This is a genomic window from Collinsella aerofaciens (genome assembly GCF_028207065.1).
In the GTDB taxonomy this organism is placed as follows: Bacteria; Actinomycetota; Coriobacteriia; order Coriobacteriales; family Coriobacteriaceae; genus Collinsella; species Collinsella aerofaciens_AR.
On the sequence record NZ_JAQLFP010000001.1, the window covers coordinates 156,132 to 181,362 of the forward strand.

Annotated in this window: 22 protein-coding genes; 20 read left to right on the forward strand and 2 right to left on the reverse strand. The window is 59.4% G+C overall.

Annotated features, from left to right (window positions below; all coding sequences use genetic code 11):
- Window positions 1-5 precede the first annotated feature (5 nt).
- From PMX72_RS00710 to hflX, 20 genes are all read left to right on the forward strand, one after another.
- On the forward strand, window positions 6-383 hold the full coding sequence (locus PMX72_RS00710; RefSeq protein WP_117639888.1) for a diacylglycerol kinase family protein: 378 nt from the start codon (window positions 6-8) through the stop codon (window positions 381-383).
- Between the two features lie 12 nt (window positions 384-395).
- A complete protein-coding gene (gene era / locus PMX72_RS00715; RefSeq protein ID WP_187362360.1) occupies window positions 396-1,463 on the forward strand; it encodes a GTPase Era in 1,068 nt (355 codons plus the stop codon).
- A gap of 15 nt (window positions 1,464-1,478) precedes the next feature.
- The gene (recO, locus tag PMX72_RS00720; RefSeq protein WP_118227218.1) at window positions 1,479-2,228 is read left to right on the forward strand and encodes a DNA repair protein RecO; all 750 of its coding nucleotides are present in this window, start codon (window positions 1,479-1,481) and stop codon (window positions 2,226-2,228) included.
- Window positions 2,229-2,366: 138 nt separating this feature from the next.
- Window positions 2,367-2,645: a 30S ribosomal protein S15 gene (rpsO, locus tag PMX72_RS00725; RefSeq protein ID WP_006235963.1), complete on the forward strand. Its 279-nt coding sequence runs from the start codon at window positions 2,367-2,369 to the stop codon at window positions 2,643-2,645.
- 150 nt (window positions 2,646-2,795) lie between these two features.
- Window positions 2,796-5,042 (forward strand): polyribonucleotide nucleotidyltransferase, encoded by a 2,247-nt coding sequence (locus tag PMX72_RS00730; protein WP_117779073.1) that lies wholly within the window; start codon window positions 2,796-2,798, stop codon window positions 5,040-5,042.
- Between the two features lie 639 nt (window positions 5,043-5,681).
- Entirely contained in the window at window positions 5,682-7,352 is a 1,671-nt protein-coding gene (locus PMX72_RS00735) for a ribonuclease J (RefSeq protein WP_271729268.1), read from the forward strand.
- 1 nt (window position 7,353) lies between these two features.
- Entirely contained in the window at window positions 7,354-10,131 is a 2,778-nt protein-coding gene (locus tag PMX72_RS00740; protein WP_271729269.1) for an FtsK/SpoIIIE family DNA translocase, read from the forward strand.
- Complete coding sequence (locus PMX72_RS00745) at window positions 10,131-11,642, forward strand: helix-turn-helix domain-containing protein (RefSeq protein ID WP_271729270.1); 1,512 nt, start codon at window positions 10,131-10,133, stop codon at window positions 11,640-11,642. The genes PMX72_RS00740 and PMX72_RS00745 overlap by 1 nt, the downstream gene beginning before the upstream one ends.
- Window positions 11,643-11,668: 26 nt before the next feature.
- Window positions 11,669-12,166 (forward strand): YajQ family cyclic di-GMP-binding protein, encoded by a 498-nt coding sequence (locus PMX72_RS00750; protein WP_117758513.1) that lies wholly within the window; start codon window positions 11,669-11,671, stop codon window positions 12,164-12,166.
- Window positions 12,167-12,193: 27 nt separating this feature from the next.
- Window positions 12,194-13,543 (forward strand): 30S ribosomal protein S12 methylthiotransferase RimO, encoded by a 1,350-nt coding sequence (gene rimO, locus PMX72_RS00755; protein WP_271729271.1) that lies wholly within the window; start codon window positions 12,194-12,196, stop codon window positions 13,541-13,543.
- A 99-nt stretch (window positions 13,544-13,642) separates the two neighbouring features.
- Window positions 13,643-14,191 carry a CDP-diacylglycerol--glycerol-3-phosphate 3-phosphatidyltransferase gene (gene pgsA / locus PMX72_RS00760; protein ID WP_416378022.1) on the forward strand — a complete coding sequence of 183 codons (549 nt, stop codon included), beginning with the start codon at window positions 13,643-13,645 and terminating at the stop codon, window positions 14,189-14,191.
- Between the two features lie 12 nt (window positions 14,192-14,203).
- Window positions 14,204-14,734, forward strand: coding sequence for a CinA family protein (locus PMX72_RS00765; RefSeq protein WP_055250088.1), 531 nt, complete (start codon window positions 14,204-14,206; stop codon window positions 14,732-14,734).
- 257 nt (window positions 14,735-14,991) lie between these two features.
- Window positions 14,992-16,140: a recombinase RecA gene (recA, locus tag PMX72_RS00770; RefSeq protein ID WP_099431786.1), complete on the forward strand. Its 1,149-nt coding sequence runs from the start codon at window positions 14,992-14,994 to the stop codon at window positions 16,138-16,140.
- A gap of 11 nt (window positions 16,141-16,151) precedes the next feature.
- Window positions 16,152-16,844: a regulatory protein RecX gene (locus PMX72_RS00775; protein ID WP_271729273.1), complete on the forward strand. Its 693-nt coding sequence runs from the start codon at window positions 16,152-16,154 to the stop codon at window positions 16,842-16,844.
- A 257-nt stretch (window positions 16,845-17,101) separates the two neighbouring features.
- The gene (gene rny / locus PMX72_RS00780) at window positions 17,102-18,652 is read left to right on the forward strand and encodes a ribonuclease Y (RefSeq protein WP_271729274.1); all 1,551 of its coding nucleotides are present in this window, start codon (window positions 17,102-17,104) and stop codon (window positions 18,650-18,652) included.
- A 1-nt stretch (window position 18,653) separates the two neighbouring features.
- Window positions 18,654-19,739 carry an ATP-binding protein gene (locus PMX72_RS00785; protein WP_271729275.1) on the forward strand — a complete coding sequence of 362 codons (1,086 nt, stop codon included), beginning with the start codon at window positions 18,654-18,656 and terminating at the stop codon, window positions 19,737-19,739.
- 74 nt (window positions 19,740-19,813) lie between these two features.
- Window positions 19,814-20,131 carry a stage V sporulation protein S gene (locus PMX72_RS00790; RefSeq protein ID WP_117818071.1) on the forward strand — a complete coding sequence of 106 codons (318 nt, stop codon included), beginning with the start codon at window positions 19,814-19,816 and terminating at the stop codon, window positions 20,129-20,131.
- A gap of 63 nt (window positions 20,132-20,194) precedes the next feature.
- A complete protein-coding gene (miaB, locus tag PMX72_RS00795; protein ID WP_271729276.1) occupies window positions 20,195-21,565 on the forward strand; it encodes a tRNA (N6-isopentenyl adenosine(37)-C2)-methylthiotransferase MiaB in 1,371 nt (456 codons plus the stop codon).
- The gene (gene miaA / locus PMX72_RS00800; protein ID WP_271729277.1) at window positions 21,565-22,503 is read left to right on the forward strand and encodes a tRNA (adenosine(37)-N6)-dimethylallyltransferase MiaA; all 939 of its coding nucleotides are present in this window, start codon (window positions 21,565-21,567) and stop codon (window positions 22,501-22,503) included. Before miaB ends, miaA begins: the two co-directional genes overlap by 1 nt.
- Complete coding sequence (hflX, locus tag PMX72_RS00805; RefSeq protein ID WP_271729278.1) at window positions 22,503-23,792, forward strand: GTPase HflX; 1,290 nt, start codon at window positions 22,503-22,505, stop codon at window positions 23,790-23,792. Before miaA ends, hflX begins: the two co-directional genes overlap by 1 nt.
- Here the strand turns inward: hflX and PMX72_RS00810 are convergent.
- Window positions 23,777-24,481, reverse strand: coding sequence for a heparan-alpha-glucosaminide N-acetyltransferase (locus tag PMX72_RS00810; RefSeq protein ID WP_118227243.1), 705 nt, complete (start codon window positions 24,479-24,481; stop codon window positions 23,777-23,779). The genes hflX and PMX72_RS00810 overlap by 16 nt on opposite strands.
- Window positions 24,481-25,125 (reverse strand): transcriptional repressor LexA, encoded by a 645-nt coding sequence (gene lexA / locus PMX72_RS00815; RefSeq protein WP_147356639.1) that lies wholly within the window; start codon window positions 25,123-25,125, stop codon window positions 24,481-24,483. Before lexA ends, PMX72_RS00810 begins: the two co-directional genes overlap by 1 nt.
- Window positions 25,126-25,231: the final 106 nt, after the last annotated feature.

Consider the following 25,231-nt stretch of genomic DNA (forward strand, 5'->3'; position numbering starts at 1 on the left):
CGTCTATGATTCCCGGATCGAACAAGGACCATCCGTCCTTTTTAAAGTCGTTTTCTTACGCCATGGAGGGCTTCGTCACCGCCGTCAAGACCGAGCGCAACATTAAGGTCATGCTCGTGGCGGGCGTGTGCACCGTCATTGCCGGCTGCATCGTGGGGCTCGACATTGCCGAGTGGGCCACGATTATCATCTGTTGTGGCCTGGTGATTCACGGCGAGCTGTGCAACACCGCTATGGAGGCTATCGTCGACCTAGCGACCCAGGAGCTCCATCCGCTGGCCAAGCGTGCGAAGGACATCGCCGCCGCCTCTGTATACGTTCTTTCCATCACCGCCGCGATTGTGGGCGTGCTGGTATTTGCCCACGCGCTCGGCTTTATTTAGAAAGGGATTCCCATGTCCGACAATATGCAGTCTACCGATGAGATTTTGGACGACGAGTCCCCGGATGCTAAGGCGACCGAGGCCTATGAGGAAGTCGAGGAGTTCGACCCGTTTGAGGGCATGAGCGACGAGGAGCTCGACGCCCTGTGCGATGAGGACGACAGCCTCGCGGGCTTTGGCGACGTTGAGCCCGGTTTCCGCAGTGGCTTCGTGGCCTTGGTCGGCCGCCCCAACGCCGGTAAGTCAACGCTGCTCAACGCCTGCTATGGCAAAAAGGTCGCCATCACCTCGCCGGTGGCCCAGACGACCCGCCGCCGCATGCGCGCCGTCGTCAACCGCCCCGGCTACCAGCTGGTCTTTGTCGATACCCCGGGTATCCACAAGCCCAAGGACGGTCTAGGGTCCGAGCTGAACAAGAGCGCGCTGTTCGAGCTGAACGATGTCGATGTTGTCGCGTTTTTGATTGATGCCACCAAACCGATCGGCAGGGGAGACGCCTGGGTTGCCGAGCGTGTCAAGAATGCCCGTTCCAAGAAGGTCCTGGTGCTCACCAAGGCCGATGAAGCCGACCCCGCACAGGTCATGGAGCAGCTTAAGGCCGCCCACGAGCTTATGGAATATGACGACGAGATCGTGACGTCGTCGGTCAAGAACTTTAACGTCGATGCCTTCATCGAGACCGTTGCGCACTTTTTGCCCGAGGGTCCGCGTTGGTTCCCCGAGGACATGGGTACCGACGCTTCCGACGAGACGCTCGTTGCCGAGTTTGTGCGCGAAAAGGTCTTGCGCCGCACCCGTGATGAGATTCCGCACTCCGTTGGCGTTATTTGCGATGCGCTCGAGCAGACCAAGAAGGTGCTGCGTGTGCACGCCACCATTTATGTCGAGCGTGAGGGCCAAAAGGGCATCATCATCGGCAAGGGCGGCGAGATGATCAAGCATATCGGTATCGACGCCCGTCGCGATCTTGAGCGCATCTTTGGCACGCAGGTCTTTTTGGAGTTGGACGTGAAGGTCAAGGCCGGTTGGCGCGACGACGAGGCTCAGATTCGCCGTTTTGGCTACAACGCCGAGGACTAAGGACGCGCAGCGCGCATGGCAGGCTCCCGGACATATCGCACGAAGGTGCTCGTGCTCGACAAGACCAAGCTCAAAGAGACCGATCTGATTCTGACGATGCTTGACGAGCGGGGTCGCCAGGTTCGTGCCGTGGCAAAGGGGGCCCGCAAACCCGGTGGGCGCTTGGCGGCGCGCTGCGAATTATTCTGTACCGTCGATATGCTGCTCGCACATGGACGCTCGCTCGACGTTGTTTCTCAGGCCGAGCTTTTGGAAGCGCCACTCGGTGCCGCTCCTGACTACGAGACGATCTGTGCCGCCAGCGCGATTGCCGAGGTTGCGCGCGTGTGCTCGTTCGAGGATGCCGAGGATCCATTTACCTTTGCCATCACGCAGCGGGCGCTCACGCTTGTCGGCTGCGGGCTCGACTCGGCACATATGGACCTGCTCGTGGCGGCCTTTGTCTTTAAGCTGCTGTCGCACGTTGGTTACCGCCCCGATTTCTCGGCATGCGTCTCGTGCGGCGATCCCATGCTCTCGCATTTCTCGGCCCAGGCCGGCGGGCTTCTGTGCGGGTCGTGCGCCTCGAGCGTGCCTGGCGCCGAGTTGGTATCGGTCGGCGAGGTCGCATGGCTGCGCGCTCTGATGTCCATGACATTCGATGCCCTTATGGACGAGCTGATCGATCCGCATACGGCTGCGTTTTTGCTGGGGCTTTCGCATGTTTGGGCCGCCACGCACACCGATCAGCGGCTCCGTGCGATGGAATTCATGTTGGGTCGGTGATGATGCGCAGGCGCGCGTCGCTTGTGGTAACATACCGACCTGTTGGTACCTCGACCTTGGATGTTCGCTCCACCGGCGGCTTCCCAGTCCGAGGCGAATGGAGTCGCCCACAGGCGACGCGAAACGAAAGGTGAAACAATGACTGTTTCCAAAGAGCGCAAGGCGGAGCTGACCGCCCAGTTCGGTAACTCCCCGGTCGATACCGGTAACCCCAAGGTTCAGGTCGCCATCCTGTCCGAGCGCATCAAGGAGCTGACCGAGCACATGAAGTCCCACCAGAAGGACTTCCACACCCGTCGTGGCCTGCTTATGCTCGTTGGCCGTCGTCGTCGTCTTCTCTCCTACATCAAGAAGAACGACATCGTCGAGTACCGTGAGCTCATCAAGGCTCTGGGCATCCGCGACAACATCCAGTAAGGATTTGTACATGCTAAGAGCGTCCTGCGCAGCGGGGCGCTCTTTTTGTGTAAGGGCGTGAACAATCACGCTCTGAAGCGTGGCGGGGGCAGGGGGCCCGCGCCACATGAGAAGCCCGCAGGCAAGGGGCCTGTGGGGTAAAGGAGAACAATGACACTCGTATCCAAGACCTTTGAGCTGTACGGCAAGACCTACACCTTTGAGTCCGGCGAGCTTGCCAAGCAGGCCACCGGCGCTTGTCTGGTCAAGCAGGGCGACACCACGATGCTCGACACCGTGGTCGTCTCCAAGGAGCGCAAGAATTACGACTTCTTCCCGCTGACCGTCGACTTCAACGAGAAGATGTACGCCGCCGGCCGTATCCCGGGTGGCTACCTTAAGCGCGAGGGCCGTCCCAGCGAGAAGGCCACGCTCACGGCTCGTATGATCGACCGTCCGATCCGCCCGAGCTTCCCGGACGGCTTCCGCAACGAGGTACATATCGTCGCTACCTCGCTCGTCGCCGACCAGGTCAACCCCTTTGACGTCATCAACGTCATGGGTGCTTCGCTGGCCATGACGCTCGGCGGCGTGCCCTTCGAGGGCCCGCTTGCCTGTGTGCGCATCGGCCGCAACGTGGAGACCGGCGAGTTTATCGTCAATCCCACCTATGAGGAGCGCGAGAACTCCGACCTGGACCTGGAGCTGGGCGGCTCTGCCGACTTCATCTCGATGGTCGAGGCCGGCGCCGAGGAGATCTCCGAGGACGACATGCTTGCCGCCATGAAGTTTGGCCAGGAGGCCCTTGCCGCCTTCTGCCAAGCTCAAGACGAGTTCGTTGCCGAGTGGGAGCAGGTCAACGGCGCCATCGTCAAGAAGGAGTACCCGCTCGACCAGCCCGTCGAGGAGGTCCAGGAGCGCATCTTCGCCCACTACGACGAGATGGCCGCCGCCCTTCGCGACGCCGACAAGCTCTCCCGTATCGGTAAGGTCGAGGCTCTGAAGGAGTCCATCCGCGCCGAGTTCACCGAGGAGGAGCAGGCCGCTTGGGAGCGCGAGATCCCCGTGGCGCTCAAGAAGCTCGAGAAGAAGGCCATGCGCACCATGGTCGTCGAGACCGGCGAGCGCGTCGACGGCCGTGCCGCCGATGAGATTCGCCCCATCATGGTGAAGGACAACTACCTGCCGCTCGTTCACGGCTCCGGCCTGTTCCAGCGTGGCCAGACCCAGGTGCTTTCCGTCCTGTCGCTCGGCATGCTCAACGAGGGTCAGCGTCTGGATACCATCGAGCCCACCGAGGGCAAGCGCTACATGCACCACTACAACTTCCCGCCTTTCTGCACCGGCGAGACCGGCCGCATGGGCAGCCCCAAGCGCCGCGAGATCGGTCACGGAAACCTGGCCGAGCGCGCCTTGCTTCCGGTACTCCCCGACGAGAACGAGTTCCCCTACGCCATCCGCGTGGTCTCCGAGGTCATGGAGTCCAACGGCTCCTCTTCGATGGCGTCGACCTGCGGTTCCACGCTCGCCCTTATGGACGGCGGCGTGCCCATTAAGCGCCCGGTCTCCGGTATCGCCATGGGCCTGATCCAGGAGGAGGGCAAGACCGTGGTCCTGTCCGACATCCAGGGTCTCGAGGACTTCCTGGGCGACATGGACTTTAAGGTCACCGGCACCACCGAGGGCATCACCGCCCTGCAGATGGACAACAAGGCCACTGGCCTCACCTTCGACATCCTGGCCCGCGCTCTGCAGCAGGCCAAGGAGGGTCGTGCGTACATCCTGCAGAAGATGCTCGATGTGATCCCCGAGCCGCGCCACACCACGCGCAGCACCGCTCCGCGCATCGTTTCCATCCAGGTTCCGACCGACAAGATCCGCGACGTCATCGGTTCCGGCGGTAAGGTCATCCGCGGTATCCAGGACGAGACCGGCGCCTCGGTCGACATCCAGGAGGACGGCACCGTCTTTGTCGGCGGCACCGGCGAGTCCGTCGACCAAGCCGTCGAGCGTATCAAGCTCATCATCAAGGTTCCCGAGCCTGGCGAGGAGTACACCGGTCGCGTGGTCTCCATCCAGCCCTTCGGCGCCTTCGTCAACCTGCTGCCCGGTAAGGACGGCCTGCTGCACATCTCCCGCGTCGCCAAGGGCCGCGTGGAGAAGGTCGAGGATGTCCTCAACGTGGGCGACGAGGTCAAGGTCGTCGTCATCGAGGTCGACGATCGCGGCAAGATCTCGCTCGATCGTCTGGATAAGCCCGAGGCCCCGGCTCGCGCCGAGGGTGCCTCCGAGGGCGACGGCGAGCACTTCCAGCGCCGTGAGCGTCCGCGTCGCGAGCGCTCCGAGCGCAGCGACCGTCCGCGCCGTCCCGGCGACAACGGAGGCCGCAAGCCCCGCCGCCACCACGACGCCGAGTAACAGCCGTACATAAGCAGCTCATGCAAGGGCGACTCCTAAGGGGTCGCCCTTTTGTTTGCGCCCGGGAGGGCCGCATATGAAGTTTCCTGCTCTACAGTCCTGCGCAAGACGGAAAGCACATTAAGTGCTTTCCTTTGCGTGCGGAACTCGCGATAAACTTCATATGCGCCCCTCCCGGTCGCAAGCAAAAGGGCTGGTTAGTGCCGCTCGCTATTTAGCTAGACAGTCTATTCAGTAGTCAGATTTCAGATCTGTAGATAGCCGCAGCAGCATCTTCCCAGATAAAACCGACCAAAACAAACCTGTCCCTTTTTGGCAGGTTTCCCGTGGGGCGGGCGCTGATGAAGTTTATCGCGAGTTCCGCACGAACAGGAGGCCACTTAATGTGGCCTCCGTCGTGAGCAGGACTGTAGAGCAGGAAACTTCATCAGCGCCCGCCCCACGGGAAACCGGCGGGATAGACCAGTTCAGATGGGGCTTTGATGCATGGGTGGTCTGTTGTTGTGCAAATGGGTATCATACTGTGGTTATTGCATCGACTCTGCGATGCATATTTGTACGTTCCCGGCGGTCGGTTTGCCAGAAGCGCCCCGTCGGTTGTTCCAGACCCGTTTCGAAGAAAGGAAACCACACTTACCTATGGCAGCTAAAAAATCATCTCCTTTGAAGATCATTCCGCTCGGCGGCCTTGACGGCATCGGCAAGAATATGACGGTCTTCGAGTGCGGCGACGACATGGTGCTCGTCGACGCCGGTCTTATGTTCCCGGATGACTCCCAGCCCGGTATCGACCTGGTGCTTCCCGACTACACCTATGTTCTGGAGAACGAGGAGAAGCTCCGCGGTATCATCGTTACTCACGGCCACGAGGACCACACCGGTTCGCTTCCGTACCTGCTGCAGGACCTCAACAACAAGGTGCCCATCTTCTCGAGCAAGCTGACGCTCGGTTTTATCGAGGGCAAGCTTTCTGAGTTCCGCATCCGCGCACCCAAGTTCCGCGAGGTCAAGGGCGGCAGTCATGTCAACCTCGGCGGCATCTCGCTCGACTTCTTCTCGATGACGCACTCCATCCCCGGCGCTCTGGGCGTGTTCATCCGCACCAATCAGGGCACCGTTATGCACACCGGCGACTTTAAGCTCGACCAGACGCCCATCGATGGCGTCACGCCCGACTATGTCGCTATCAGCCGCTTTGCCAAGCAGGGCATCGACCTGCTGCTTTCCGACTCCACTAATGCCACGGTTCCCGGCTTTACCAAGTCCGAGGCCGAGGTTGGTCCCAACCTGCTGCACGCCATCAAGAACGCCCCGGGTCGCGTGTTCGTCGCATCGTTCTCGAGCCACATCCATCGTTTGCAGCAGATCTGCGATGCCGCCCGCAAGTGCGGCCGTAAGGTCGTTGTGACCGGTCGCTCCATGCTCACGAACACCCGCGTGGCGCGCGAGCTCGGTTATCTCAACATCGATGATGCCGATATCATCGATGCCTTCGATATTGATAACCTGCCTGACGACAAGATCGTCGTCATGTGCACTGGTTCGCAGGGCGAGCCGCTGTCGGCCCTGTCCCGCATGGCCAATGGCGAGCACAAGACGCTCTCCATCCACGAGGGCGATACCGTTATCCTTTCGGCAACTCCCGTTCCTGGCAACGAGAAGGCCGTCCAGCAGGTCGTCAACAGCCTGGCCAAGCTCGGCTGCGACGTGTGGGATAAGAACCGCGCTCTCGTCCACGTCTCGGGTCACGGTAGCCAGGAGGAGCTCAAGCTCCTGATGGCCATGGCCAAGCCCACGTACTTTATGCCGGTTCACGGTGAGGCCGTGCATCTGCGCGCCCATGCCCAGCTGGCCCGCAAGATGGGCATCAAGGACGATCATATCTTTATCCTCGATAACGGCGACACGCTCGAGATGCGCGGTGGTATCGTCAAGCGCGGTACGCCCGTCGAGTCCGGTGTCGTTTACGTCGACGGCCTGCGTATCGGCGATACCGACCCCATCGTCCTGCGCGATCGCCAGAAGCTCGCCAACGACGGTATGGTCACGGCCGTTGCCATCGTCTCCCTCAAACACAAGAAGATCGAGGCCATCGAGTTCTCGGGCCGCGGCGTCTCGTTTGCCATCGACGACCAGTTCTCCGAGGATGCCTCCGCGTCCATTATGAAGACGATCGAGAAGGGTAAGTTTAGCTTTACCAGCAGCGGTTCCGATGCCATTCGCAAGGCCGTGCGCGATTCGCTCTCTAACTTTATCTGGAGCCGTACGCGCACCCGTCCGATGATCATCCCGGTCGTCATGGAGGTTTAGTTTGGCGCGCGGATCTGCACAAAACGCCAAAGGCAATAAGGCCAATAACCAACCGGCATCTGCTAAGGGTGCCGGTTCCCATCTGCGTGCCAATAAGGGCCATGAGGCAGACTTCGACGATTTTGAGCCCTTGGTCGAGCCTTCGGCCAATCGCGATATCGCCGGCGTGGTCATTGCCGTTTTGGCGATCGCTTCTTTCATTGCCGTGATCTCACCGGCAACAGCGCCCGTGACGGCTGCTGTTGCCGGGTTCTATCACCTGGGCTTTGGCCTGGGCGCCTACGTGCTGCCGATCGTCATCTTGCTGTTTGCCGCCACGCTCTTTTTGGGTGAGGACTCGCCGCTCAACGTGCGCTCTGTTGCGGGCGGTGCCGTGGTCTTTATCGCCGTCGTCTCCATTCTTTCGCTGATGGTGCCGGGCACGAGCGATTCGTGCGACCTTATGTTTACGCCGCAGAACCTTTCCGTGTCGGGTGGCTACATTGGTGCGTTTATTGCGAGTGCGCTGCAGAATGCCCTGGGTAAGCCTGTCGCGATGGTGGTCCTGTTGGGTCTGGCCGTCGTTGGTTTTGTCATCATTGGCTTTTCGGTGGGCGGTGTGCTGCGCTCTGCCCGCGATCGTGCGGCAGATTTTGCCGAACGCCGTCGTGCCGATGTCAACGCCAGCCCGTGGGGTGACGACGAAGCCCTGTCGGTGCCCGGCGTTGCCCGTCCGCACCTGAGCATTCTTCGTCAAAAGGGCTCCGATGCTGCCGTGACCACGGTCATGGGCAACGATGTGGACCCGGTTTTGGACGATGACGACGAGGACGATGACCCATTTGTCGACGTATCCGAGTCGGTTGAAGCCGAGCGCGCCAAGACCACGCTGCTGCCGCGCCGCCATGCCAAGAAGGGCAAGGCTGCGCCCAAGCTCAACACAAGCGAGCCCGACCCGTCTTGGTCCGATAGCGAGATTGAGCTCACCGAGGGTGACGACGAGGACGACGAGGCTCCGCTCGAGACCGCCAAGACAACCTTGCTGCCGCGTCGCCACGCCAAGCGCGGGCAGGTCACTGGACAGCTTTCGATGGAGGACGATCCGGACAAGATCGACGAGTCCGAGCCGCCGTTTGCCGTGAATCCCGTCTCGGCCGCACCTCAGATTCCCGACTTCCTGAAGCATCCCAAGGTTGCCGATGCGCCTGCCACGAGTGCTGTCGAATCGGCTGCGGCTCGTGATGGGGGAGTGGACGACGGCGCCGCAGATAACGAGGGCGAAGAAGAGGACGGCCTCAAGCTTCCGCCGCTCGAAATCCTACATGCCAACCCGCAGTCGGCTTCTGCCGCGTCTTCGGATAAGGAGCTGGAGCAGACCGCTGAGTCACTGCAATCCACCTTGCTTGAGTTTGGCCGCAGTGCCCGCGTGGTCGGCTGGATCGCCGGCCCCACGGTGACGACCTTTAAGCTGCAACCTGGCGAGGGCGAGCGCGTGAGCAAGATTTCGAGCCTCGAGGACGATATTGCGCTTTCGCTCGCCGCCCAGTCGGTTCGTATCTTTGCCCCGATCCCCGGCACCTCGCTCGTGGGCATCGAGATTCCCAACCGCAAGCGCCAGAACGTCAATCTGGGCGACGTGCTGCCCTATGTGAAGGGCGGTCCGCTCGAGCTTGCCATCGGCCGCGACGCCGAGGGCACGCCGGTCGTCGCCGACCTCGCCAAGATGCCTCACCTGTTGATCGCCGGTACGACCGGTTCTGGTAAGTCGGTGATGATCAATTCCATCATCACGACCTTGCTCATGCGCGCCCTTCCCGAGGACGTTCGCCTGATCATGGTCGACCCCAAGCGCGTCGAGCTTGCGGGCTATAACGGTCTGCCGCATCTCTATGTGCCCGTGGTGACCGAGCCCAAGCAGGCCGCGAGCGCCCTGCAGTGGGCCGTGTCCGAAATGGAGCGCCGCCTGAAGGTATTCGAACGCCTCAACGTCCGTAAGATTTCGACCTATAACGAAAAGCAGGCCGCCGGCGAGTTTGAGCATTACGACAACCCGCCGCAAAAGATGCCCTACCTGGTCATTATCATTGACGAGCTCTCTGACCTGATGATGGTTGCCGGTAAGGATGTCGAGGCCTCGATCGTGCGTATTGCACAGCTGGGCCGCGCCGCCGGTATTCACCTGATCGTTGCCACGCAGCGCCCCAGCTCCAACGTGGTGACGGGCCTTATCAAGGCCAACATCACCAACCGCATCGCCTTTAACGTCGCCACGGGCATCGACTCGCGCGTCATCATCGACCAGATGGGTGCCGAGAAGCTCACCGGTTTGGGCGACATGCTGTTCTCCAAGGTCGACTGGGGCAAGCCCCGCCGTATCCAGGGCTGCTTTGTCTCGGACGACGAAATCAACGAGATTGTCGAGTTCGTTAAGTCGCAGAGCGAGCCCGACTACCACGAGGAGATTCTGTCCGCCGTGGCGCCCGCTTCCATGTCCATGGCTGGTGGCGGCATTGTCCGCACCGGAGTCGCCGAGCCGCAAGACGATGATCCGCTCATTTGGGAAGCCGCCCATATTGTGGTGGAATCGCAGCTGGGCTCCACATCTGGCCTGCAACGCCGCCTGAAGGTTGGCTATGCGCGTGCCGGGCGTATTATGGACATGCTGGAAGAAAAGGGTGTCGTCGGCCCGCCCGACGGTACCAAGCCGCGCGAGGTCCTGTTGGACGAGGAGGGGCTTGCCGCGCTGGAATCTGTCGACGCCGAGATGGCACGTGAAGATCGTGAGTTTGGAGGATTCTGATGGCTGCACGCTTTGGTGACATGCTGCTCGAGCAGCGTCGCCGAATGGGCCTTTCCATTCAGCAGGTCGCCAACACCATCAAAATCAGGCCGCAGATCATCGAGTTTTTCGAGACCGGTAACTTTGCTTCGATGCCGCCGCGCGGCTATGCGCAGGGCATGATTTCGAGCTATGCTCGTTTTTTGGGCCTCAATCCGCGCGAGGTCGTCAATGCCTACTTTGACGAACTGATGGCATACGAACGCGAGACGTCGCAGCAGGGCGGTCGTTTCCAGGACGCCGCCGGCTACGTCAATTCGCGTTCCTCGGTCGATAACGGGCGCTTCCTGATGGTTCAGGGCGGTCGTTCGACTCGCTATGGACAGCGTCCTCAGCAGGCCGGTTATATTACCGAGACGGGTTCGGGCGAGGAGATTCGCTCGCAGCGTGACCGGTTCCGCAGTACGCCGATGCCCGAGGACCGTGCACTTCCCGCTGCCCGCGGCGTGGCGCGTGACCCTCGTGCCGGCTACGGCGACGGCGGCTATTCCGATCGCGGTTACCGTTGTGCCTCTACGGGACGCTCTCGCGGTGGCTATGCGGATGCCGATACCACGCAGGTGACGCCGCGTCTTCGCTCTCAATCTCAGCCGTGTGGCCAGCGCCCTTCGGCTCCGCGTTCGGGCCAGCGTGGCTATCAAGGCCGCGGTGAACTTGCGCCCCGCTCGGGTCAGCGCGGCCTTCAGGGCCAGGGTGGCTATCGTGGCCGTTCCGATAGCAATTGTGGTCGTATGCCTCAGGGAGGTGGCCGCAGCAGTTCCAGTCGTGGACGCGGCGGATCTCGTACTCCTCAAAACAACGGGCTCGATCCGCGTATCGTCTACGCTGGCATCGGTGCCGTGGCGTTGCTGCTGATCGTGCTCATCGTGGTACTTCTGCGCGGCTGCGCATCTTCGACGCCCGAAACCACGCCCGAGACGCCCGCTGTTACCAAGACGACGACCAAGAAGTCTTCTAAGAAGACCGAAACGGTCGACGAGGACGAAGACACCGATGAGCCGACTGACGAGTCGACTGATTCGGACGCCGCCAAGACGACGGCCAAGAAGGAAGAGAACGAGGTCACAAAGGTTAAGGTCTCCGTTGCCAAGGGAAAGACCGCGTGGATTGAGGTCAAGGTCGACGGAAAGTCGGTTTATGGCGCTCAGGCGACTGGCCCCTTTGAGCAGGAGTACACGCCCGAGTCCTCGATCGAGATCACCACGTCTAAGCCTTCCGATGTCACCGTTACCAAGAACGGCGAAAAGGTCCGTTACGATACCAAGACCTCGGGCGTGGCGCGCGTGACGATCACCGTTCCCAAGAAGGAGACGACTGGTTCCGAGAATGGTGAAAGTTCTGATGGTACCGACACCACCGATGGTACCGACACCACCGACGGCACCGATGCCCAGTCCACGGATGGCGCCGATACCGCAACTGACGGCCAGACGCCCACCGATTCTACCGACTATTCGTACGATAGCTATTAAGCCGCTCGTACGCGAAAGGAAACATCATGGCTAAAGATTCCAGCTTCGACGTCGTGTCCGAGGTCAACATGCAAGAGGTCGACAACGCCTTCCAGCAAACCACGCGCGAGATTTCCCAGCGCTATGACCTGAAGGATTCCGGCGCCACGATCGAGCTTTCGAAGGGCGACAAGCTCTTTACGATCAACGCCCCGGCCGACTTTGTCTCCAAGCAGATTATCGACGTGCTGAGCTCCAAGCTCATCAAGCGCGGCATTGACCTCAAGGCTGTCTCGTGGGATGCTCCGCAGGCGGCATCGGGCGGCACCGTGCGCGTGCTCGGCCATATCGTCGAGGGTATCGACCAGACGACCGCCAAGAAGATCAACAAGGACATCAAGGACCAAAAGCTCAAGGTCAAGGTGACTATCGAGGCCGACAAGCTGCGTGTTTCCTCTGCTTCGAAGGACGCGTTGCAGACCGTGATCCAGTTCCTGCGCGACCAGGACTACGGCCAGCCGCTGCAGTTCACCAACTACCGCTAATATCATTCGAAAGGACTGCTCTCCAACATGGATACACCGTTGGGCTCCGTGCTCTACATCACCCTCGGGTGCGCTAAGAACGAGGTTGACACCGACCGCATGCGTTCTCTTTTGACCGCCGCGGGCTACGAGGAGGCATTCGACCCACAGGATGCCGATATCGCCATCGTCAATACATGCTCGTTCCTCGCCTCCGCAACGTCCGAGAGCATCGAGACCACGCTCGAGCTCGCCAACGAGGTTCAGGACGGCGTTCGTTCTTGTCCCATCGTCATGTGCGGCTGTGTGCCGTCGCGCTATGGCGACGACCTGCCTGACGAGCTGCCCGAGGTCGCTGCCTTTGTGAAGGCCGACGAGGAGGACGGCATCGTGGCGGTCATCGATGGCGTGCTGGGTGTCGAGCGTGAGATCGCTGCCTATATTCCGCAAGTAAAGCGCACTGTCGAGGGCGCTGTTGCTTACGTCAAGATTTCCGATGGCTGCAACCGCTTCTGCAGCTTCTGCATGATCCCCTATATTCGCGGTCGCTATCATTCGCGCAATGCCGAGAGCATTATCTCCGAGGTACGCGACCTGGTTGCCGGCGGTGTGCGCGAGATCGTGCTGATTGGCCAGGACACGGGTATTTGGGGCACCGACTTTGCGGATGAGGACGTCGCCGAGGGCTCGCCGCGCAATCTGGCGCAGCTGCTGCATGCCGTCGCCGAGGCCGTGCGCCCGCACAACGTCTGGGTCCGCGTGCTCTATCTGCAGCCCGAGGGCATGACCGACGAGCTTATCGATACGATTCGCGATACGCCCGAGGTGCTGCCTTATATCGATATCCCCGTGCAGCACTGCGACGCGCGCATCCTCAAGGCTATGCGCCGTTCTGGTTCGCGCCAGGAGCTCGAGGACCTGTTCCGCGATCTGCGTGAGCGTATCCCCGGCATCGTGATCCGTTCCACGGCCATGGTCGGCTTCCCGACCGAGACCGACGACGAGTTCCGCGACCTTATCGACTTTATGGACACCGTCGGCTTTGACTACACGAGCGTCTTTGCCTACTCGCAGGAGGAGGGCAGCCTGGCCGCCAAGATGGAGGGTCAGGTCGATGAGGAGGTCAAGCTCGAGCGCGCCCAGGAGGCCATGGACCTGGCCGAGTCGCTCGGTTTTGCCGCCACCGCCGCACATGTGGGCGAGCGCGCCCAGGTGATCGTCGACGGCATCGAGGAGACCGAGGACGGCGCCGAGCTGATCGGCCATGCTTGGTTCCAGGCGCCCGATTCCGATGGCGCGGTGTACTTGGACGCCAGCGAGGCGTCCGTGGGCGATATTCTGACGGTCGAGTTTACCGATAGCTTCTGCTATGAGCTTATCGGCCATGTTGTGGAGTAGGAGAGCATCGTGGCAAACGAGAGCAATAAGGAACTGACGAGTGTTTGGACGCCCGCCAACATCGTGACGTGCGTTCGCATCGTCTTTATCCCGGTGTTCATGATCGTGTCGGCGCTTTCTCACACGAGTGTTGCCGGTACAGATTGGAGCACCTTCGACGGCCCGCTCGCCGCCGCTGCCTTCATTCTGTATGTTATCCTGTCGTGCACCGATAAGGTCGACGGTTATCTGGCGCGCTCGCGCAACGAGATTACCGATTTCGGTAAGTTCTTGGACCCCATCGCCGATAAGCTGCTGGTGTTCTCGGCTCTGCTGCTGTTCTTGGATTTTGGCGCTGTGACCGTGTGGTCCGTGTTCATTATCCTGTTCCGTGAGCTTCTGGTGAGCGCCCTTCGCATGGTCGCGAGTGCCGCCGGCGTGGTCATTGCCGCCGATAAGCTTGGCAAGTACAAGACGGCGACTACGATGGTCTCCATCTGCGGTTACCTGTGCGTCTTTGCGATGGCCGGCCTCCAGTTGGGGCCTGCGGAGCTGTTGCTCGGTGTCTATGGCGTTTCACGCTTCCTGTACGCTGTTGCCGTTGTCCTGACCGTTATCTCGGGCGCCCAGTACTTCTGGAACTGCCGCAAGATCGTCTTTTCGGTCTAGGTCCTGGTGGGTATGGCGGACTCTTTTGAGCAGATTTCCGCACATAACGAGGAGCTGGCGCGCGATATTGTCGAGCGCGCGAGCGCTCGGGGCGTGACGGTTTCTACGGCTGAGTCGCTGACGGCGGGTATGATCGCCTCGACGATTGCCGATATCCCGGGCGCCTCGGCGGTGCTGCGCGGCGGTGCGGTGACCTATTGCGATGAGATCAAGCATCGTGTTCTGGGTGTTGAGCAGGAGACGCTCGATCGGTTTAGCGCCGTGTCGCACCAGACGGCGCGCGAGATGGCCGCGGGCTCGCTGGACCTCTATCAGAGCGATGTGGCCGTGAGCGCAACGGGCTACGCTGGGCCCGGTGGTGGCACCGAGCAAGACCCCGCCGGCACGTTCTATATTGGCTGGGCGTATCGCGTGGCTGATGGGGAAGTGCCGATCGTGGACTCTGTGCGTTGCCACTATGAGGGCGACCGTTCGTGTGTTCGTGCCCATGCGGTCACGGAGGCATTGGGACGCATTGCCCTTGTGCTCAACTCTATGGAATAGGCGTGTTTTAAGGGGCCTTAGGGCCCCTTAATTGTGGAGATGGGGACCTCTGACGAATTTAGCTTTTGTGCTGGTCATAGGTGTATTATCTCCTTCCTTGTTTTTATTTGGCCCTATGTGGTCAAGCATTTGGACAGTGTTTGGTCGGCGTTTGGTTGGGTTTTGGAAAGACTGCCTGCATATGATTGGTCTGAACGGTTGACCACGAACAGCCGTTCGTTTATTATCGATGCAGGTTGTTAAGAGGAGGGCTATTCATGGCCAAGAATTCAGGTCCCGTACGTACCGTCCATGCACCCACGACGGGCAAAGAGCGCGAAGAGATGATCGCCACCACCAAGGCCGAGATCGAGAAGAAGTTCGGTCAAGGTTCCATCATGAGGTATGGTGACGGCGGCCCCGAGCTCGAGGTCGAGGCCATCCCCACGGGTGCTCTGGCGCTCGATGCCGCTCTGGGTATCGGCGGTGTGCCGCGCGGCCGTATCGTCGAGATTTACGGTCCCGAGTCCTCCGGTAAGACGACGCTTTCGCTCGAGATCCTGGCCGAGGCCCAGGCAATGGGTGGCGTCGTGGCGTTTATCGATGCCGAGCACGCGCTCGATCCCACGTATGCCGCGCGCATTGGCGTGGATATCGACGAGGTATTGATTTCCCAGCCCGATACGGGTGAGCAGGCGCTCGAGATTGTTGACATGCTCGTGCGTTCCGGCGCCATCGATGCCATCGTCGTCGACTCCGTCGCCGCGCTGACCCCGCGTGCCGAGATCGAGGGAGAGATCGGCGATACCACGGTCGGTTTGCAAGCTCGCCTGATGAGTCAGGCGCTCCGCAAGCTCGCCGGCTCGCTGTCCAAGTCCAATACGACATGCATCTTCATCAACCAGCTGCGAGAGAAGATCGGCGTCATGTTCGGCAACCCCGAGACCACGACGGGCGGCCGCGCCCTTAAGTTCTTCTCTTCGGTGCGTATCGACATTCGCCGCATCGACAGCATTAAGCTTAAGGATGAGGTTATTGGTAACCGCGTGCGCGCCAAGGTCGTTAAGAACAAGGTGGCCGCTCCGTTCCGTTCTGCTGAGTTCGACATCATGTACGGTACGGGCATCTCTAAGGAGGGCTCGATTCTGGACATGGCTGTCGAGTGCGGCATCTGCAAGAAGATGGGCTCCTGGTTCGCCTATGGCGAGGACAAGCTCGGCAACGGTCGCGAGGCCGCCAAGGCGTTCCTGCGCGAACACCCCGATTGCGCCGACGAGATTGAGCATAAGGTTCGCCTTGCCTGCGGGCTTGAGTTTGATGACGATGCTCCGTCCGAGGTCGAGCTGACCGATCAGCCTGCGCCTGAGGAGTTTGACGAGCTTTACGCCATCGATGGTTCCGCCATGCTCGATGATGACGACGAGTAGCGGTTACGCTCATGTCGTATACGGTGACCGAGGCCACGGTCGTCTTTCCCGATAAGAAGGCGGCCTCCTCGTTCTCGAGCGGCTATGCGTCCAAAAAGCCTTGCGCACATATCGATTGTGAGCTTGAGGGCGGTTTTGAGCGGTCCATTTGGATCCCCGTGCGGGTCGCGCGGCTGTATGTCAAAAACCGCCCCGATCTTCCCTGTGATTGGGATAACTTTCGTGATGCTGTGCAGCTCATCGAGCGTAAATGTGCGCTTACCATGGTGACCGAGATGTTATCGCGCCGCGACCATGCGACGGGTGAGGTCCGTGACAAGCTGGCTCGCTACGGCTTTCACCAGCCCGCTATCGATTTCGCGGTCGAGCGCGCCACCGAGTATCGCTTTTTAGACGAGAACCGCTTTTGCTCGTACTTTATCGAGGAACGAAAGCGGCGTGGTTGGGGACAGCGTAAAATCGAGACCGAGCTTAAGCGCCGTCATGTCGTGCTCGATGACATTCCCGGTTATCCCGAGGATTATTTTGCCGTCGAAGACGATTTGGCGCGTGCGTCAGCCCTGCTCGCCAAGCGGCGTGTTCCAGAGACGCGCGGATTCGAAAAACTGGTTCGGTTTTTGATGGGCAAGGGCTTCACGTATCACATTGCCGCCGATGCCGTTAAGGCACGTCTCGATGCCGAACGTGAGGAATGTGCGGTTTAGGCGTATGCGTTTTGTGGCCCTGCCGTTCACCGCGTTTTAGCCGCCGTGCTGGGGCCATTTATTTGACAGTTGTTGTGGTTCAACGTACGATAAACATTGTCATTTGCTTTGTGATATGTGCTCATCTGTGATGAGTTTGTTTATATGTTTATCTGTATCCGACCCGCATAAGCTGCGCCCATATTACTCAAATGTCGCGAGCCGTTCGTAAGGACGGTTCGCTTTGTTGTGTAACGAATCCATAAAAAGGAGTGAGCATGCCTATCATCGCAGCGCTCGTTGGCATCGTTTTGGGTGCCATCGCCGCCATTGCCTACATGCGCACCGCCAAGCAGGGTAGTCTTCACGAGGCCGACGAAAAAATCCAGTCGGCACACGCACAGGCTGAGTCCCTGATCGGTGATGCCAAGCGTCAGGCCGAGACCCTCAAAAAAGAGGCTCTGCTCGAGGCTAAAGAGGAGATCATCAAGAACAAGCAGGCCGCCGAGGCCGAGGACAAGCAGCGTAAGAACGAGATTCGTACGCTCGAGAACCGCGTGATGCAGCGCGAGGAATCCCTCGATCGCCGCAACGACGCTCTCGACAAGCGCGAGCATCAGCTGTCCAGCCAGGCCGGTCAGGTCGAGAAGCGCTCTCGTGAGCTCGAGGAGCTCTGCGCAAAGCAGACCTCCGAGCTTGAGCGTATCGCCGACCTTACCCGCGAGGATGCCCACAAGGAGCTCCTCGATAAGGTTCGCGGCGAGGTCACCCACGAGGCCGCCACGATCATTCGCGAGTCCGAGCAGCAGGTTCGCGCCGAGTGCCACAAGACCGCCCAGGAGATTCTGTCCCTGGCGATTCAGCGCTGCGCTGCCGACCACACTGCCGAGGTCACCGTTACCTCCGTGCACATTCCCTCTGATGACCTCAAGGGCCGTATCATCGGTCGCGAGGGTCGCAACATCCGGACCTTCGAGCAGGTTTCCGGCGTCAACCTCGTGATCGACGACACGCCCGAGACCGTCGTTCTTTCGAGCTTCGACCCGGTCCGTCGTGAGACCGCCCGTGTCGCCCTCGAGAACCTCATCGCCGACGGCCGCATTCACCCCGCCCGCATCGAGGAGATGTATCACAAGGCTGCCGACCTGGTTCAGCAGCGCGTGCGCGAGGCTGGCGAGCAGGCTGCCTTCGATACCGGCATTCACGACCTACACCCCGAGATCGTTAAGACCCTGGGCGCTCTGCGCTACCGTACTTCGTTTGGTCAGAACGTGCTCCAGCATTCCCTCGAGGTTTCCGACCTGTGCGGCGTAATGGCTTCCGAGCTTGGCCTTGACGTTATGACCGCTAAGCGTGCCGGCCTGCTGCACGATCTTGGCAAGGCTATCGACCATGACGTCGAGGGTCCGCATGCCGTTATCGGCGCCGAGCTCGCCCGTCGCTATGGCGAGAAGCCCATTATCGTTCACGCTATCGAGGCTCACCACGCCGATGTCGACCCCAACACGGTGCTCGATGTTCTGGTCCAGGCTGCCGATGCCGTTTCTGCCTCTCGTCCCGGTGCCCGTCGCGAATCGGCCGAGAACTATATCAAGCGCCTTGAGAAGCTCGAGGAGATTGCCAACTCCCATGACGGCGTCGTGCGTACCTATGCCATGCAGGCTGGTCGCGAGGTCCACGTCATGGTTCAGCCGGACAAGATTTCCGATGCCCAGTCCACGGTCTTGGCTCATGACATCGCCCATCAGATCGAGGAAGAGATGGAGTATCCCGGTCAGGTGCGCGTCGTCGTGATTCGCGAGAGCCGTGCTGTCGATATCGCTAAATAACATGAACGACGCGAACGAGCTCATCTCATTTATCGCGTCGATGTCGGGGGAGGGCAACCTTCGCGTCGAGGAAAACCTTGGCGAGGGGTATGTCCGCCTCCGCGTTTCGGAGGCCGAGCGGCGCCAGGCAAAGCATGACATCCAGCATGTCGAGGATATCGTCATCGAAATGCTGCGCAACGCCCGTGATGCCGGCGCCGACAAGGTCTATCTCGCCACGACCAAGGAAGATGGCGTCCGTACGCTCGTCTTTCTGGACAATGGTTCGGGCGTGCCGCAGGATATGCAGAAGCGCATCTTCGATGCCCGCGTTACCTCCAAGCTCGAGAGCATGAAGATGGATCGTTGGGGCGTTCACGGTCGAGGCATGGCATTGTTCTCGATTAAGCAGAACACCGACGAGGCACGCGTTGTCGCATCTGATGTTGACCTGGGCTCGGTCTTTAAGGTGAGCGTCGCTACCGACCGCCTTGGCGAGCGCGCCGATCAGTCCAGCTGGCCTCAGGCCGTGAAGGACGAGGACGGTCACTATGTCTGCGCCCGCGGCCCTCACAACATCATTCGTGCCGCCTGCGAGTTTGCCCTCGAGGAGCTGCGCGCCTGTGATGTCTATCTGGGGTCTCCGTCCGAGATCGCCGCGACGTTGCATGCGCAGGCCTCCAGCCATCTCGATGCTTCTCGTCTTTTGTTTATCGATGACGAAGCCGAGCTTCCCGTGGTCGATCGTCTGGGTCTTGCGTCGGATGCGGAAGACTTTATCCGTATCTGTTTGGGTTTGGGCCTTGAGATGTCCGAGCGTACGGCGCATCGGATCTTGGCGGGCCAGATTAAGCCCGTTCGCGGTGTGACCGCACGCCTGCTACGCGAGCGCGATTCGTCCTCGCATGCGTCTGCTCCGGTTGATCTCGCCAAAGATCGTCGTGGGCTGCGTATCGCCAAGGACGACATGGCGCAGTTCTCGCGAGCCGTCGAGCGCGACTTTAACGATCTTGCATCGCGGTACTATCTCAACCTTTGCGGCGACCCCAAGATTCGTGTTTCGCGTGATCGTATTACCGTGACGTTCGATCTTGCCAAAGAGGAATAGCATCTTTACCGAGTCCGTTCGCTACGTTACAGTTATTGCAGTTAAAACGTACTTTTAAACGCAGGAGTTTCTTCATGGATTGCCTGAAGGTATCAAGCAAATCATCGCCCGCGTCCGTTGCCGGCGCCATTGCCGGCATGGTCAAAGATGGTGTTCCCGTCAATATTCAGTGTGTCGGCGCGGGTGCCGTCAACCAGGCCATTAAGGCTGTGGCTATCGCGCGCGGTTTTTTGATTCCGACCGGGTTTGATATTTCCTGCGCGCCGGTGTTCTCCGACATCCTCATCAACGGGGAGTCGCGCACGGCCATCCGTCTTTCTATTTACGTTCATCAGATTAATCGAGCCGCTATGGGTAACGTTGTGATGGACGACGTTAAGCCTGTTGCATAGAGTGTTTACTCTTTGTCCGCCCTCTTTGATTCCGCCTATTCCACTTCGTTAGGACTTATACACATGGACCAGGGTTCCGTACGCGATATTCTTGCCGGTAAAACCTACTTTATCCGCACCTTTGGCTGCCAGATGAATCAGCACGACTCCGAGCGCGTGAGTGGCCTGCTCGACTCGTATGGCTGCCTCCTGGCGCTCGATCCGGAGCATGCTGACATCGTCGTGTTCATGACGTGCTGCGTTCGTGAGGCTGCTGACACCCGTCTGTACGGTCAGTGCAACTCTTGTAAGAGCCTCCCGCCCTCGCCTTCTGGCAAGCGCGTGGTCGCCGTGGGCGGCTGCATCGCGCAGCGCGACGGCGAGGGTCTGCTCACCAATGTCGATAACGTCAATGTCATCTTTGGCACGCATTCCATCGCACATATGGCCGAGCTCATTGCCGAGGCATTCTTGGACGGCAAGCGTCATATCCGCACCAATGAGCATGAGGATTCAGATGCCATGAGCATGCCGTGGCATCGCGAGACCCAGTATCACGCCTGGGTGCCCATTATGACGGGCTGTAATAACTTCTGTACCTATTGCATCGTGCCGTATGTGCGCGGTCGCGAAAAGAGCCGCCCCTTCGAGGAGATTGTCGACGAGGTGACCGGTCTAGTGCGCCAGGGCGTGCGTGAGGTCACGCTTCTGGGTCAAAACGTCAACTCCTATGGTCGCGATCTGTTTGGCAAGCCGCGCTTTGCCGACCTGTTGCGTGCCGTGGGCGATACGGGTGTGGAGCGCATCTTCTTTACTTCCTCGCACCCCAAAGACCTGCTGCCCGAGACCATCGACGCTATGGCCGAAACGCCTGCCGTCATGCCGCAGCTGCACCTGGCCGTCCAGTCAGGTTCGACGCGCATCCTCAAAGAGATGAATCGCCGGTATACACGCGAGGATTATCTGGGGCTCGTCGATCGCGTTCGCAACCGCATGCCTAATATCGCGCTTTCGACCGATATCATTGTGGGCTTCCCCGGCGAGACCGAGGAAGACTTTGAGCAGACGCTTTCGCTTGCCGAGACGGTCCGCTATGCTCAGGCCTATACGTTTATCTATTCCAAGCGCGCCGGAACTCCGGCCGCCGAGATTGACGATCCCACGACGCATGAGGTGATTCTTGAGCGTTTCAACCGTCTGGTGAAGGTTATCGAGACCACAGCACACGAGTATAACCAGGGTGAGCTCCATACTGTTGTGCCGGCGCTTATTGAGGGTACGAGCAAAAAGAATGATGCGGTGCTGCTGGGCAAGAGTCCCAAGAATCAGACCGTTCATGCACCGATTCCCGAGGGTTACAGCATCGATCAGTTGATTGGCAAGATTGTCGATGTTGATGTCGACGTTGCCAAGACGTGGTATCTGTCCGGATCCGTTGTGGGTGAGCCGCGCTAATGATTGCTCCCGGGGCAGGCCTTTCCGCTGTTGCGATTGTCGGTCCGACCGCGGTTGGCAAAAGTGATGTCGCAGATCGTTTGGCGGCTCGCCTTTCGTCCGAAGTGCTGTCGTGTGACGCGATGCAAATCTATCGAGGCATGGATATCGGTACTGCCAAGATGGCACCCGAGGAATGCATGGCGCCGCTACGCCTGGTCGATATTGTTGAACCAGGCGTTGCATATTCTGCTGCGCTTTATCAGGCTGACGCTCGCGCGCATGTTGAACGTCTCCTTGGTTCGGGCCGCCTACCGGTGTTTTGCGGGGGCACGGGTTTGTATCTCAAGGCCGCCCTGGATGAGATGGATTTTCCCTCGGGCGAACTTGAGGACGATCGCCGCACGGGGTATCAGGAGCTTGCCGAGCGCATGGGCGAGGAAGCGCTGCACGCGCTGCTTGCCGAGCGTGACCCCGAGTCCGCTGCGGTCATCCACCCCCATAATGTTCGCCGCGTGATTCGCGCGCTCGAGATGCACGATGATGGTGTTTCCTACGCGCAGCAAAAGTCGCAGTTTAGTGTTCCGCGCGAGCATTATCACGCTCTGTGGTTTGGATTGACGCGTAATCGCGAGGCGCTTTACGAGCGTATTAACCTACGCGTCGATCTGATGTTTGAGCAGGGTCTTGTTGATGAGGTTCGCGGTCTTATGGACCAGGGGCTGGGAGATGCCCTGACTTCGATGCAGGCGATTGGCTATAAAGAGATTATCGATGCCCTTGACGGCGTCATTTCTATGGATGAGGCTCGCGAACTCATCAAGATGCGTTCGCGTCGCTATGCCAAACGTCAGCTTTCGTGGTTTAAACGCGATGACCGCATCGTGTGGTTCGATATGGACGAGTTTACGATCGATGAGGTTGTTGAGGATATCCTTCACCGTATCGAGGCGGCCTAATGGCTCGGTTTCCCCTCGTTCCTACGGCCCCTGAGCCCGAACGTGCCGTTCTTGTCGGAGTTGAGTGGCGCGATAACGCCTGGCCGCTCGATCGTTCGCTTGACGAGCTTGGGCGCCTGGCCCATACGGCTGGCGCCCAGTGCGTGGCGCGTCTGTCACAGCGTCTGGTTAAGCCGTATCCAAAATCGTTTATTGGCTCCGGTAAGGTTGAGGAGCTTTGCGGGCTCGTTCATCGTATGGATGCCGATGTCGTTATCTTCGACGACGATTTAACGCCCTCGCAGCAGTCTTATCTGGAGAAAGCCGTGGGCGAACCGGTTAAGATTATCGACCGTACGGCGTTGATTCTCGATATCTTTGGTCTGCACGCTCAGACCCGTGAGGGCCGCCTGCAGGTGCAGCTGGCGCAGCTGCAGTATCTGTTGCCCCGCTTGCGCGGTATGTGGACCCATCTTGCTAAAGAGCAGACACGTGGTGGCATTGGTTCGCGCTTTGGCCAGGGCGAAAGTCAGCTCGAGGTTGACCGACGTTTGATTCGTAACAAGATTGCCGCGCTTCGTCGCGAGCTTAAGCAGGTTGAACAGCGCCGCGATGTCCAGTCAAAGAGTCGTATCGAGTCGCCGGCGTTTCGCGTTGCCTTAGCCGGTTATACCAATGCCGGTAAGTCGACGTTGCTCAATCGTCTGACCGGGTCTACGGTGCTTTCACAAGACAAATTGTTTGCCACGCTCGATCCGACGACGCGCTCGTATCGCTTGCCCGGCGGTCGTGGTATGACCATTACCGATACCGTTGGCTTTATTCAAAAGCTACCGCATGGTCTCGTTGATGCCTTTAAGTCCACCCTGTCTGAGGTCCTTGGTGCCGACCTGATCCTTAAAGTTGTGGATGCCTCTGACGAGGACTACGAGCGTCAGCTCGAGGCGGTCGATCGCGTTCTTGACGAAATCGGTGCCGGCGAGCGTTTGACGCTTACGGTGTTCAATAAAATCGACCTACTCGATAGCGTCGATCGATTGAGTTTCCATCGTCGCTATCCCGAGGCCGTGCTGTTCTCGGCCCAGACGGGCGAGGGGCTTGACGATCTCGTCGACCGTATTGCCCGTGAGGCAGCTGCCACCGATGTGTTGCTCTCCGCCGATATCCCGTATCGCGAGGGCGCCCTCATCACGCTGGTGCATGAGCAGGGAACCCTTCTGCATGAGGAATATCTTGAGGACGGAGTTCGTATTGTGGCGAAGTTGCCGGCCCGAATCGCCCCGCGGCTCGAGCGTTATCGCACCGAGTAGACGAGCTCCAAAATGCCCAGAATGATGGGCTGATGCAGCAGATAAAAGGGGAGAGCGTGACGTCCAAGGCTGGCGAGCGCCGGCAGGGGGTTGGCGTAGGCCCAGCTAGGGACGGTCTTATCGATTCCCTGCGCTATGTGTGCGGCGAAGTATCCTGCAAGATACATAAAGATAAACGGGATGATGGGGTAGTAATCACCTGAGATAAACCCAGGGCTCGGAAATCCCAGCCACGCCAGGTAGGGGACAGGGTAGATCGTTTTGGGGATGCTCCAGGTGATTGCGAACAACATAAGGCATAGGGGCATGCCCCATCTCGCCGTTATCTTCTTAAGGACGGGATCGGTCAACGCCACGATGCCGGTGCATGCGGCCATGCAGTAGATGATGCCAAAATTAACCGAATCGTCGACTGAGACAAGTGTTGTTGCCAACCAGACAACGAGTGCTGCTAAGGCGTATTTGGCGGCACGTTTGATATTGTTGCGCGAAAGGGTGCACATCCAACCGGCGATAAACAAAAATACCCAGCTGATGCTGGCGCGCCAGATGTCTTGAAAGGCTGACTGGGTAAACCAGGGCATATCCCAGCCGTACAGGTAGGCGAAATCATAGCAAGCGTGAAAACCTGCCATAGAAATCATCGTAAACCCGCGGACGGTATCAAAGATGGTTATGCGTTTTTGCATTACGAGAACCGGCGCATCAAGCCGAGGACTTTGCCCAGGATAACGGGATTCGTTGCATAGATAGGCTCCATGGTGTCATTCTCAGGCTGCAGGCGTACGCGTCCCTGCTCCTTGTAGAACGTCTTGACGGTCGCTGAACCATCGATCATGGCCACGACAATTTCGCCGTTCATGGCATTCTTTTGTTCACGGACGATGATGTAATCGCCATTGAAGATGCCGACATTGATCATTGAGCTCCCATGCACCTCAAGGATAAAGGAACCCTGATCAGTCGCGATTTCGGTCGGGATAGTAAAAGTGTCTTCGATATTCTGCTCGGCCAGAATGGGGATCCCAGCCGCGACGCGACCAACGAGCGGTAGCGAGACCGTTCCGCGAGGTGCGATGGGCTCGTCAGATTTAGAAATTGAGACAGAGGAACCGTCCTCGTTAAAGAGTTCCAGGGCGCGCGGTTTGGTGGCATCGCGCTTGAGTAGCCCGCGCGCCTCCAGGGCAGAGAGATGGGCGTGCACAGTGCTGGGGGAGGAAAGGCCCACGGCAGAAGCCATCTCGCGCACGCTGGGCGGATAACCCTTCTCCTGCTGATATTCCTTGATGAAGTCGTAAATTTGCTGCTGACGCTTGGTAATTTTGCGAGCCATCAGGGCATCCTCTCTACCCATGTCAAACAAATGTTCGAATTTTGCTTGACAGGAACAACTGTTCGAAGATAATAATAACCGAACATTCGTTCTCGCGCTAGACATT